Consider the following 12,470-nt stretch of genomic DNA (forward strand, 5'->3'; position numbering starts at 1 on the left):
TTGCACCACCTCTTAATTTTCTAATTTCTCAAACCTTTTTCCTATTTTCGGAATTTCATCTTTTAATTCTTTAATTAACTTTTTGCCTTTTCTTGAAAGTTCATCTATAGAAGGAATTTTCACATTAACTACTATTATTAAATCTCCATATCCTGAAGATTTTAATCTTGGCATTCCTTTACCTGAAATCTTTATCTTATCTCCAGATTGAGTTCCTGCAGGGATATTTACTTTTTCTTTTTTTCCATCTACGGTAGGTACTTCAAGCTCTGTTCCTTCTATTGCTTCTACTACGTCTATATTGGCTTTTAAATAAAGGTTATCTCCTTTTCTTGAAAATAAAGGATGGGGTTTAACATTAACTATTATCCATAAATCTCCAGCTGGTCCTCCAAATTTACCACTATGTCCTTTACCTGGTACTCTTAATTTACTTCCATTATCAACTCCCGGTGGTATTCTTACTTTTACAGTCTCAGTTTGTAATACTAATCCTCTACCATTACATTTTTTGCAAGGCTCTTGAATATATCCAGTTCCTTGACATTTAGGGCAAGTTTGAGCTATCTGCATAAATCCTACTGACTTAACAATCTGCCCTGTTCCTCCACATTGAGGACAAACTTGAGGTTTACTATTAGGTTCAATTCCTGTTCCTGCGCAAGCATCACAAATAACATATCTTGGAACTTCTAAGGTTAAAGTTGTACCATGATAAGCATCTTCTAAGGATATAGAAACTGTTTGATATATATCTTCTCCTCTTTCAGGTCTTTTTGCCCTTTCTTGATAGCTTCTTGATCTACCTCTTCCTCTTCCTAAAAACTCATTTAAAATTTCATCAATATCGTCAAATATACCAAATCCTCCTCTACCTCCACCAAATCCCCTTCCAAAACTACTAAATATATCTTCAAAATCAATATTTTCTGTACCTACTCCACCTCCACTAAATGCAGCATGGCCAAACTGATCATACATCTTTCTTTTTTCAGGATCAGATAATACCTGGTAAGCCTCACTTATTTCTTTAAATTTTTCTTCTGCTTCTTTATTATTAGGATTTAAATCAGGATGGTATTTTCTTGCAAGTCTTCTATAAGCTTTTTTTATCTCATCTTGGGTAGCATTTCTACTAACTCCAAGTATTTCATAATAATCTTTTTTAGCCATTTATTTTATCCCCTTATTTTATTTGTTTTCGTGTAAAATAATATATAACTTTAGTAAGTTATTGTCAAATTTTTTGATAAAATCCTTTAATTTTGAAAAAAGTTCACTTAAGAATTTATAATAAACTTTTTATATATATTTTGGAGGAAAAATGATATATTCTTTTCTTTATAGTTTAGTAATGCTAATTGTATTACCCTTCATAAAAATAAAATCTCAAATAAAAGGTTTTGATTTTTCCTTAAAAGAAAGATTTGTTTTATATAAAGATAAAGGTGATAGCTATATATGGTTTCATTGTGCAAGTGTTGGAGAACTAAACACTTTAAAGCCTCTTTATGAATATTATAAAGATAAATACAAAATATTAATTACTGTTTTTTCTCCAAGAGGGAAAAAATATGCTATTGAAAATTTTAAAGAAGCAAAAATAAGAGAACTTCCTTTTGATTTAGGATTTTTAGTAAAAAGATTTCTAAATATTTATAAACCAAAAGCTTTAATTATAGTAGAAGAGGAACTTTGGTATAATCTTATAAAAACAAGTTCTAAAAAAATTCCTGTAATATCTATAAATGCAAGAATTTCTCCTTCAAGTTTTAAGTTTTACAAAAAATTTTCTTTTTTCTTTAGGAAAGTTTTTAATTATTTTTCTTTGATTTTAGCAAGAACAAAAGAAGATAAAGATATAATTTCTTATTTTGTAAATGAAGAAAAAATTAAAGTATGTGGAGATTTAAAATTTGTATCTTCTTTAAATTCAAAGGATATAAATCTTACATTTCCTACAGATAAAAAAATAATAGTTGCAGGTAGTACCTACAAAATAGAAGAAGAAATGCTTTTAGATATTTTAAAAAAGCTTGATAACATTATTTTGGTGCTTGCTCCAAGACATTTAGAAAGACTTCAAGAACTAGAAAATCTTGTAAGAGAAAAAGGTTTTAATTATCAATTTTTATCAAAATCAAAAGATATTAAAGAAAAAGTTTTAATAGTAGATAAAATGGGTTATTTATCTTCTTTATATAATTATGCAGATGCTACTTTTGTTGGAGGAACTATAGAAAATATTGGAGGGCATAATATTTTAGAAGCTCTTTTAAAAAACAAACCTGTAATAATTGGTAAAAACTATCAAAAAATAAAACCTATTTATGAGCAGTTTAAGGAATATATAACTATTGTAAATTCAAAAGAAGAGTTATTAAATGCAATAAAAGAAAATTTATCCAAAAAAACAGACATAAATATCCAAGAAAAAATTGATAAAATTTTTAAATGTTATATACAAAATCTGGAGAAATATATTAAATGAATGTAGGAATAGATATTGGCGGAACTTTTGTTAAGTTTGCCTTTGAAGAAAATGGTAGTATAAAAACAGAAAAAATCTTGATAAAAGATTATATAGAAAAAAAAGATATTGAAGGTTTTTTAAATGAAGTATTATTTATCTTAAAAGATAAAAACATAAAAAAATTAGGAATAGCAGTAGCAGGACTTTTAAATAAATCAAAAGGATATGTAGAAATTTCTCCAAATATAAAACCTATTGAAAAATATCCTATAGTTGATTTTTTTAGAGAAAATTTAAAAGCAGAAATTTATATAGAAAATGATGCAAATGCAGCAGCATTAGGAGAATACATATATGGTAATGGCAAAAACTCAAATATTCTTATTACTTTAACTCTTGGAACTGGTCTTGGAAGTGGGGCAGTTATAAATGGAAAATTATTATCTGGAGTAAATGGAGTTGCTATGGAGCTTGGGCATACTACAGTAGAAAAAAATGGATGGAGATGCCATTGTGGAAGGAATGGATGTCTTGAAAGTTATGTATCATCTTATGGACTTGAAAGAATATACTACATGCTTACAGATAAAAAAATAATTTCTTCCGAAATAGTTTCCCTTGCAAATGAAGGGAATACTAAAGCATTAGAAGCTTTTGAGATTTTTAATGATTATCTTTCTACAGGTTTAATGAATATAACTCATATATTTAATCCTGATAAAATTATTTTATCAGGTGGAATTGTTGAACATTATCCAATTTTAGTAAAAATGGCTTATTCAAAACTTAAAGAAAAAGCTTTTCCAGTTTCAATTGAAGATTTAGATATAGATATATCAAAACTTGGAGAATATAGTGGCGCATATGGAGCATTAGCTTTAACAAAAGGAGGAGAAAGTTAATGAAAATAGGAACACCTTTATCACATAATGCAACAAAAGTTTTACTTCTTGGAAGTGGGGAACTTGGAAAAGAGTTTACTATTGAAGCATTAAGACTTGGAATAGAGGTTATTGCAGTAGATAATTATGAGTTTGCTCCGGCGATGCAAGTAGCCCAAAGAAGTTATGTAATAGATATGAAAAATGGAGAGCAGATAAAAAATATTGTTTATAGAGAAAAACCAGATTTTATAGTGCCAGAAATAGAGGCTATAAATACAGATATGTTAGTACAACTTGAGAAAGAAGGATTTAATGTTGTACCTTGTGCAAATGCAGTAAAACATACAATGAATAGAATAAGTATTAGAAGGCTTGCTGCAGAAGAAGTAGGCCTTCCAACATCAAAATATAGATTTGCTTCAGATATAGAGACTTATAAAAAAGCAGTAAAAGAGATAGGTCTTCCTGTTGTTGTAAAACCTGTAATGAGTTCTTCAGGAAAAGGCCAAAGTATAGTAAAAAAAGAAGAAGATATTGAAAAAGCTTGGTATTATGCACAAGAGAATGCAAGAGGAAAAGGTGGAGAAGTTATAATTGAGGAATTTATAGATTTTGATTATGAAATAACCCTTTTAACAGTAAGAACTAAAAATCAAGGAACATTATTCTGTCCACCAATTGGGCATATACAGGTAGAAGGAGATTACTGGGAAAGCTGGCAACCTCATCCAATGTCAGAAAAAGCTTTAGAAAAAGCAAAAGATATAGCTAAAAAGATAACAGATGCCCTTGGAGGATATGGAATTTTTGGATGTGAGCTTTTTATAAAGGATGATATGGTTTGGTTTAATGAAATTTCTCCTCGTCCTCATGATACAGGAATGACAACAATGGTTTCTCAGAATATGTCTGAATTTGAGATTCATTTAAGAGCAATTTTAGGATTACCAATAGATATAAAAATGATAGCTCCTGCAGGAGCTTCTTACTGTTTCCATGCTAAAGATTATGGAGTTGCACCTGTTTATGAAGGAGTTGAAAAGGCTTTAAGTATTCCAGATACTAAAATAAGGATATTTGGTAAACCTACAACAAGACCAAAAAGAAGAATGGGAGTAGCTTTAGCAACAGGAAGTACTATTGAAGAAGCAAGAGAAAGAGCGAAAAAAGCAAGTGAAAGCATTACTGTGTATTAGTTTTTTGTAAATGTAGGTTAAACACTTATGTTTTTGGCTTTTTGTTTTACTTTTCAAAATATAATGACTTATATCATATTCTCATACTATATCTATTTTTATAATACTGATTGAAATTGAGATTTAATCTCAAAAATTTGTCAAGAGGTGAAAAAATGTCAGTTAAAGAGATTAATTCAGAAGTAGAAAATATTTCTTTTGAATTTTTAAATATCCTTGAAAAAACAAGGAATCCTGAAGAAAGGATAAAAATATTTGAAACATATTATAAAGTTCTTTTAATGCTTGAAAAGATTAAAGAGTCTGAAATTAAGATTGATAAATAAAGTTTTATTAATAATTCTTATCTCTGTTTCTTTTGCTTTTTCTATAGAAAGAACAAAATATTTAATGGGAACTTATGTTTCCATTAATTTACCAAAAGAAAATAAATATTTATTTAAACCTTCTTTTAATATTATTAAACAGGTAGATTTAAAATTTTCAAAATATAATCCAAAAAGCTATTTATATAAATTAAATAAACATAAAAAAGCAAAAATAGATAAAGAGTTCCTAAAACTTTTAAATATTTCTCTTCAGATAAATAAAAAAACATATGGATATTTTGATATATCCTTAGGAAATTTAACAAAGAAATATGGAAGTTTCTATATAAAAGAAAATAAAAATCAAAAATATACAATAGGAATAGAAAATATAAAAATAAAAGATGGATATATATACCTTTTAAATAATATAAGTTTAGATTTTGGGGCAATTGGTAAAGGATATGCCATTGATAAAATTTCAAATTTTTTAGAAAAAAAGAAAGTAAAAAAAGCTATTATAAAGTTAAGTGGAGATATAAGATGTTTTGATATATGTAATATATGTATAAAAAATCCTTTTAAAGAAGGATTTATAAAATGCTTTAAAACAAAATATAAAAATACATCAATATCAACAAGTGGAAATTATGAAAGATATATAAAGACAAAAGAAAACAATCATTTAATAAATCCTAAAACAAAAAAATCTGAAAAAAATTTTGCTTCTATAACTTTAATAGGGATAAAAAACAATACATATCTTGATGCTTATACAACGGCAGTATCTGTTATGCCAGAAAAGTTAGCTATAAAATTTTTAGAAGAAAATAAAATTGGATATTTTATAATAAAAATTAATGGTGAAATTCTAATTAATAAAAAATTTAAATCAATGGTTGAGTTTACTAATAATATTGAAAAATAAAATAAATATCATCAAAAAAATTCCAAATTCAAAGGTTAAAAAAGAAAAGATTTTTAAATAAGCAAAGGAGGAAGATATTTTTAAAATTAAAAAATTAGAAATAATATCTAAAAATCCTGCTAAAAAAGTAATTCCAGATAGTATAAAATGATAAATCTTTATTTTAAAAAAGTATAATAAGTGAGAAATAATAAAAATAACTAAAAATATTGCAAAAAAATGAGGCATTACTATCTCAATAAGCCCTAAAACTGTTTTTGGATTTATAAATTTATCAGGATTTCCAAGAATATGATTAGATATATAACTTACAGTAAATCCATACTTTTCATAAAATAAAAATATTCCTGTTAAAATCTGAAAAATGAAAAGAATTATAAATAAAGCTATAGTAATTTTTACAATTTTCATTTAATCTTACCTGTTAGAAAACATACTAAATTTAAAGAATTTACAACTATGCCTATAACAAAAATAGTTATTAAAGAGATAAAATAAATATAAGAAAAAAAATCAGATAAATATCTAATAGCAAAAATAGAAGATATATAAATAAATACAGATAAAAACCCAAGAAATATAAAGATTAACTTTAAACTATTTTTTATATTTGTCCTTATTAATATAGAAAAAATTGTTAAAAAGAAAACAATCAGCAAAAAAGACTCTATATGAAGATTTTCTATTATAGAAACTAAATCCTTAGGTTCCAAAAATATATCAGGATTTCCTTTTAAAGATAATATTATTTGAGTAGGAAAAAATTCCTTAGATAAATATTTATATCCTAAAAAGAAAAAACAAAAAAATAAAGTCCTAAGCTAAATAGAACTACTAAAAAATTAATATAATTTGCTTTTTTATGTTGAACTACAAATCTCATTTTATTTTATCCTTTAAAGCAATTTCACATATATATATAGATTCTCTTACTGCATCAGCAGTAGCTCTTGAAGAAAGAGTCGCACCTGTAGCATTTGGAATATTTCTTTTTAAATATGGTGGATTTTTTTATCTTTATCCTTTAATAAATTTAACCAGTTTTTATTTAACATATATTCAGGAGGTTCATAAAATGCTATTATCTCTACATCTTTTACTTTACAATCTTTATCAAAAGATATTAAAATTACCTCATTTTTGGTTCTTACTTTGTGAGAATGAAGTATAGCATAACCTATAATCTTATTATCTTTTTTAACAATATATGTTGTAAAAATATTTGAATTTAATTTTTTTCCTGATAATTTCTCTATTTTTTTCTTTTGAGAAGATAATAAAAGTATATTTTTCTTTTCATATTTTGCATTTGGAAAATTTTCCTTTAAAACTTCTTTAGGCATTATTAATAAACCTGCATATGAGATATTAAATAAAACTGTTAAAAATAAAAATATTTTCTTCATTTTCTTACCTCTTTTTTTTAATAGTTTAATAAAACTAATTTACAAAAATATGACAAAACTAACTATCAAATCATAAAACTTTTTTAATTTTTCATTTACTATTTTATCAAAATTTTGAAATTGAGATTTATTCTCAATAATAATATTAAGAGGAGACAAAATGAAAAAACTTGCAGTATTGGCTTTAACTACAGGATTAACTGCTGGAGTATTTGCTGATTCTGAATTAGATACTATAAAACAAAAATTAAAAACACTTGAGGAACAAAATCAGCAGTTAATTGATGAAATAGCTAATCTAAAGCAGCAAGTGGCTATACCTGAACTTAGACAAAAACAGTTTGCAGGTCTGGGATATGCAGCTTCTAAGGTTTATTTTTCACCAAAAGGTTTATCTATAGGTGGATATGGAGAGATAATTTATCAAAACTGGGAAAAAGATAAAAAAGATACTACAGATTTATATAGGTTTATTCCATATATTGGATACAAATTTACAGATAATATAGTACTTAATGCAGAAATAGAGTTTGAACATGGTGCAAATCCAGAAAGGGGAGGAGAGGTTGCTGTAGAATTTGCATATATTGATTTCCTTCTAAATAAATGAGCAAATATAAGAATAGGTAATATGTTAATTCCTGTTGGAATTACAAACTTAATGCATGAGCCTATATTTTTTAATTCTGTAAATAGACCAGAAGTAGAAACAAAAATAATTCCATCAACATGGAATGAAAATGGAATAATGATATTTAGTAATACCGATACATTTACATATTATGCTGGAATAGTTAATGGTTTAAGAGCAGTAAAATCTGGAGAAATTGGTTTTTCTTCTGGTAGCTGGATAAGAGGAGGAAGACAAGCAGGAGCCAAAGCATTAGCTGAAGATTTTGCAGTTGTTGGTAGATTTGATTATACAGGTATAGAAGGTCTTTTAGTAGGTGGTTCTGTATATAGAGGAAATTCTGGACAAGGAGAATTAGATGCATCAGGAAATAAAATTGATGGAACTGTCAGTCTTTATGAGGCACACCTTAAATATAACTGGCAAGGGTTAGAACTAACAGGTTTATATGTTAAAGGTTATTTAGATGATGCAGATAAAATTTCCTCGATAAATAGTGAAGTTATAGGGAAAGAAGCTTATGGGTATTATATTAATGTTGCTTATGATGTTTACCAACTAATTAATAAAGAATCAAATTTTGCATTACCTATTTTTGCAAGATATGAAAAATATAATACTCAAGAAAAAGTACCTTCAGGATTTTCAGCAGACAAATCTAATGATAAAATTATATGGATTATAGGTTTTAATTTTAAACCTCATCCAAATATAATCCTAAAAGCAGATTATCAGTTTAGAGACAATAAAAAAGAAGATGAAGCTGATGTGTTTGAACTTGGAGTTGGTTTCATATCCTAACTGGAGGTACAAAAATGAAATATAAATTAGTTTTAACTGGAATTATCTCTTCAGCCTTCTTATATGGATGTAATATTGGAGGAGCTAATATATCTGATCCAGTTGGAGAGTATGATGAAAATGAGGTAAAGCCTGCTAAATTAGTAGCAGGTTTTCCATGGTTTAGTAAATATAAAAATCCAACTGCATACATACCATTAGAATGTTATACAGATACAGGTAAAGCAAAAACAGGAGAAGCTTTTGCTAATCCTTGCTATGTATGTCATAATGCAGGAAATACACCAGTAGATAATGCAGGGGATTGGGAAAATCAGATTAACTGGCTTAGATTCCCTGCAAATGATAATCCATGGCTGAATGCAGTAGCACCTGAAAAAACAATTGAAAAACCTTTATCTAATGGAAAAAAATGGACAGAACTTGATGAAATAAATAATCAAGTAAAAGATAATAAAGAAAATAAAATTATTAAAATTGATGATTGGATAAAACAGAATAACTGGGAAGATGCTTATAATAATGAAGTTTATATTGGTAGCGATAATCCTTTTGGTCTTGGAAAATACAAATTAGATATACCACCTCTCTATAAATGGGACTCAAACAATAACAGATTTGTAAAAACAAACTATATAGATAATGAAGGCTTTATATACTCTTCAGAAAATGAACACACTAACAATACAAACACATGGTGGAGAGCTTATGATTGGAAACACTTTCCAGGATTTTTCCCTACAAATGGAAGACTTGATTCTGCTATGATAAGACTTCCTGAAGTATTTAGGAAAGAAAATGGACAATATAATAAAGAAATTTATAAAATAAATTTGGCAATACTTGAGTGTGCTGTAAAACAGTTAACAGAAAATTGTGAAGTAGAACCTTTAGATACAAATTTATTAGACAGATATGGAATTAATTATACAACTACAAATAGTACAATCATATTTAATCAAGTACCAAATAAGTATATGGGAGATGCTTCTAATATTGATGTATGGCAAATAAAATCAGATGGAACTAAAGTTGGACTTTATCCTGTAGGAACAGAACTTGCACATCCTATTTATTATATTGATCCAGACTGGGAAAGTAGACCTGATTTAGCAGCAAAAACAGGACATCTAAAAGAGTTCAGGTATATGAAAAAATTAGCTATGCCTGATATAAATGTTGGAGGAGAAGAGGAAGAGGAAAATATAGATTACTTTCCTTATGATAATGGCTTAATGCCAAATGATCCAGAAACATGGTTAATGGGTGGATGGATAGAAGATAAAGATGGGAAATTAAGACCTCAATCAGAAGAAGAAATGGCATTTTGTATGGCTTGTCATGGTGCTATAAGTGGTACAGTTGATAGTACTTTCACATATTGGAGAAAATTAACTGGTAGTACTGGTTGGAAAGATACAGATTATGGATATAATAAAGATGTAAAAGATATAAAATATTGGGCTGAAAAACTTAATCAGATAGAAGATGAAAATGCTTCAGTATATCTTGGTAAAATTGCAGGTAAGTATGATCCAAAGGATTATGGAGAATACCAACTATACTTTACAATGACAAATGGTATAGATCATTTTAGAAGTAATAAAGAAGGTATATGTAGAATTTTAGGATATGATACTTATGATCAATCAAATGATAATTGTAAAAAAACAACTTCTCAAAAAATAGAAGAATTAAAAGAACTTTTAATAAATGTTAGAACTACTTTCATCATCCAAAATGCAAACAACGTTAATAATGATCAATCTAAAAAAAGCATAACTGATGGTTCCTATTCTATAGATTTAGAGATTGGAAAAGAGTTTTCTAAAAATGATAAAGTATATTTATATTTTGAACATGGTAACGGAACAGGAGTTACTGATGAATTACAACTATTTGGTAATGTAAATGCTGATGCTACAGGTGAAGAAAGTCTTTATTTAGTTGAAGGTTGGTATGAATATAATTTTCAAAATTTTCCTTTAAAATTAACAGTTGGACAACTTGATCCTACCTGTTATATAGATGATAATGAATATGCAAATGATGAAACTATCCAATTTTTATCAGATATATTTGTAAATTCTCCTGCTATAGATTTTCCTTCATCTTCTATTGGAGCAAATTTTCAGTTAAGTCTATTAAATTTTTTAGATATAGACTTTTTATCTATGTCAGCTAAAAGTAATTTAGAAGATATATTTGATGATATGTTTATTGCTAATCAGTTTAAATTTAAAACAAAAATTTTTAATAAATCTGGAAATTATAGATTTTATATTTGGGTAAATACTTCTAAACATACCAAATGGAATAATCCTTTAAAAACAAATGAAAAAAATTATGGTTTTGGAGTAAGTTTTGACCAAGAGATAACTGATATTATAGGAATATTTTTCAGATATAGCTGGCAAAACCCAAAAGTTTATATAGAAGATAATGGTTTCAATATTGAACATTTTTGGAGTATTGGTTTCCAAATAAATGGTAATTTATGGAAAAGAGAAAATGATACTTTTGGAATAGGCTTTGGACAATTAATCCCTTCTAATGATTTCAAAAATTCAGTTAATCAAAAACTTGAATCAGAAAATCATTTAGAAGCTTACTATAATTTTCAACTTAATAAACATCTAAATTTATCACCAGATTTACAAATAATATGGAATCCTTATGGAGACTCTAATAGTGATACTATTTATGTTTTAGGAATGAGAGGTCAATTAAATTTTTAATCTTCAAATATAACAAGGTTATCTCTATGGATAGCCTCTTTTTTCTCTTTTTTGTTTAATATCTTTTGAAGTTCATTAGATGAATAATTTATTATACCTTTTCCTATTATTTTTCCTTCTAAATTTGCAATTGCTACAACATTTTTCTTTGAAAAATATCCTTCTACATATTTTATTCCTGCAGGAAGAAGACTTTTTCCATTTAATAAAGCCTTTTCAGCTCCTTCATCTATTATTAATTTCCCTTTTGGTTCTGATAAAAGAGCTAACCAGCTTTTTTTACCTTTATATTTTTTATCTTTTGGATAAATAAGAGTTCCTATATCTTTTCCATTTATAATATCTAAAATAATATTTTCTTTCTTAGGAGCAATTACAACAGGTATTCCATGACTTACTGCTATTTCAGATGCTTCTAACTTACTTCTCATTCCACCTGTTCCATATTTTGATTTTGAAGCTTTAGCAAAATTCAAAGCTTCTTCTATATCCTTTATTTCTTTTAAAAGAGTTGCATTTTCAAAGCTCGGATCAGAAGTGTAAACGCCCCCTGCTGTAGAAAGAATTATTAAAAGTTCTGCATTTGCTAATATAGAAACATGTGCTGCCAAAAAATCATTATCTCCAAAAACTATTTCTTCAATAGCAACAGTATCATTTTCATTTATTATAGGAATTACATTTAGTTCTAAAAGTTTATTTATAGTATTTCTTGCATAATTATATCTTTTTCTTTCTTTTAATCCTTCGGTAGTAAGTAAGATTTGGGCTATAGTTAAATTATATTTTGAGAAAATCTTATCATAAAGCTGAATTAAATAAGCTTGTCCAACAGCAGAAATTGCTTGTTTTTCTGTAATAGTAGAAGGTCTTTTTTTTAAATTTAATTTTTTTATACCTGCTAAAACAGCACCTGAAGATACTAAGATTATATCTTTATCTTCTTTTTTTAAATCTTTTATCTGTTTGGCTAAATTTTCAATAAAATCTTTGTCTATATCATTATTTTTTTCTAATAACTGGGAACCTATTTTTATAACAATTCTTTTTTTATCTTTTAAAAAATTCCTCATATAAAAAATGATAAACTAAAAAGCAGAAGTCT

At 26.7% G+C, this 12,470-nt stretch carries 12 protein-coding genes; 8 read left to right on the top strand and 4 right to left on the bottom strand.

Going from position 1 to position 12,470, the window contains the following annotated elements:
- Nucleotides 1–12: 12 nt before the first annotated feature.
- The gene (gene dnaJ, locus CLV39_RS05385; protein WP_121923218.1) at nucleotides 13–1,173 is read right to left on the bottom strand and encodes a molecular chaperone DnaJ; all 1,161 of its coding nucleotides are present in this window, start codon (nucleotides 1,171–1,173) and stop codon (nucleotides 13–15) included.
- Nucleotides 1,174–1,324: 151 nt separating this feature from the next.
- On the opposite strand from dnaJ, the gene CLV39_RS05390 reads away from it, so the two are divergent.
- The 5 genes from CLV39_RS05390 to CLV39_RS05405 all read left to right on the top strand — a co-directional run bounded on the left by CLV39_RS05390 (nucleotide 1,325) and on the right by CLV39_RS05405 (nucleotide 5,789).
- Nucleotides 1,325–2,491, top strand: a complete 1,167-nt coding sequence (locus CLV39_RS05390; RefSeq protein ID WP_121923219.1) for a 3-deoxy-D-manno-octulosonic acid transferase — start codon at nucleotides 1,325–1,327, stop codon at nucleotides 2,489–2,491.
- Nucleotides 2,488–3,375 carry an ROK family protein gene (locus tag CLV39_RS05395; RefSeq protein ID WP_121923220.1) on the top strand — a complete coding sequence of 296 codons (888 nt, stop codon included), beginning with the start codon at nucleotides 2,488–2,490 and terminating at the stop codon, nucleotides 3,373–3,375. The genes CLV39_RS05390 and CLV39_RS05395 overlap by 4 nt, the downstream gene beginning before the upstream one ends.
- Entirely contained in the window at nucleotides 3,375–4,553 is a 1,179-nt protein-coding gene (gene purT, locus CLV39_RS05400) for a formate-dependent phosphoribosylglycinamide formyltransferase (RefSeq protein ID WP_121923221.1), read from the top strand. The genes CLV39_RS05395 and purT overlap by 1 nt, the downstream gene beginning before the upstream one ends.
- A gap of 155 nt (nucleotides 4,554–4,708) precedes the next feature.
- Nucleotides 4,709–4,879, top strand: a complete 171-nt coding sequence (locus tag CLV39_RS08600; protein WP_170145610.1) for a hypothetical protein — start codon at nucleotides 4,709–4,711, stop codon at nucleotides 4,877–4,879.
- Nucleotides 4,869–5,789 (top strand): FAD:protein FMN transferase, encoded by a 921-nt coding sequence (locus tag CLV39_RS05405; protein WP_121923222.1) that lies wholly within the window; start codon nucleotides 4,869–4,871, stop codon nucleotides 5,787–5,789. Before CLV39_RS08600 ends, CLV39_RS05405 begins: the two co-directional genes overlap by 11 nt.
- Here CLV39_RS05405 and CLV39_RS05410 read toward each other — a convergent pair.
- On the bottom strand, nucleotides 5,754–6,200 hold the full coding sequence (locus CLV39_RS05410; protein ID WP_121923223.1) for a hypothetical protein: 447 nt from the start codon (nucleotides 6,198–6,200) through the stop codon (nucleotides 5,754–5,756). The two genes, CLV39_RS05405 and CLV39_RS05410, sit on opposite strands and share 36 nt — an antisense overlap.
- A gap of 581 nt (nucleotides 6,201–6,781) precedes the next feature.
- Nucleotides 6,782–7,195, bottom strand: coding sequence for a hypothetical protein (locus CLV39_RS05420; protein WP_121923225.1), 414 nt, complete (start codon nucleotides 7,193–7,195; stop codon nucleotides 6,782–6,784).
- Between the two features lie 160 nt (nucleotides 7,196–7,355).
- On the opposite strand from CLV39_RS05420, the gene CLV39_RS08740 reads away from it, so the two are divergent.
- Genes CLV39_RS08740 through CLV39_RS05430 form a run of 3 tightly spaced genes read left to right on the top strand, consistent with a single transcriptional unit; the run spans nucleotide 7,356 to nucleotide 11,365 of the window.
- Entirely contained in the window at nucleotides 7,356–7,805 is a 450-nt protein-coding gene (locus CLV39_RS08740) for a hypothetical protein (protein ID WP_245960322.1), read from the top strand.
- A 21-nt stretch (nucleotides 7,806–7,826) separates the two neighbouring features.
- Nucleotides 7,827–8,627 (top strand): hypothetical protein, encoded by an 801-nt coding sequence (locus tag CLV39_RS08745; RefSeq protein ID WP_245960323.1) that lies wholly within the window; start codon nucleotides 7,827–7,829, stop codon nucleotides 8,625–8,627.
- Nucleotides 8,628–8,641: 14 nt separating this feature from the next.
- Nucleotides 8,642–11,365: a carbohydrate porin gene (locus tag CLV39_RS05430; RefSeq protein WP_121923226.1), complete on the top strand. Its 2,724-nt coding sequence runs from the start codon at nucleotides 8,642–8,644 to the stop codon at nucleotides 11,363–11,365.
- Here CLV39_RS05430 and proB read toward each other — a convergent pair.
- Entirely contained in the window at nucleotides 11,362–12,438 is a 1,077-nt protein-coding gene (gene proB / locus CLV39_RS05435) for a glutamate 5-kinase (RefSeq protein ID WP_121923227.1), read from the bottom strand. The two genes, CLV39_RS05430 and proB, sit on opposite strands and share 4 nt — an antisense overlap.
- Nucleotides 12,439–12,470: the final 32 nt, after the last annotated feature.

The sequence above is a fragment of the Hydrogenothermus marinus genome (assembly GCF_003688665.1).
Classification (GTDB): domain Bacteria; phylum Aquificota; class Aquificia; order Aquificales; family Hydrogenothermaceae; genus Hydrogenothermus; species Hydrogenothermus marinus.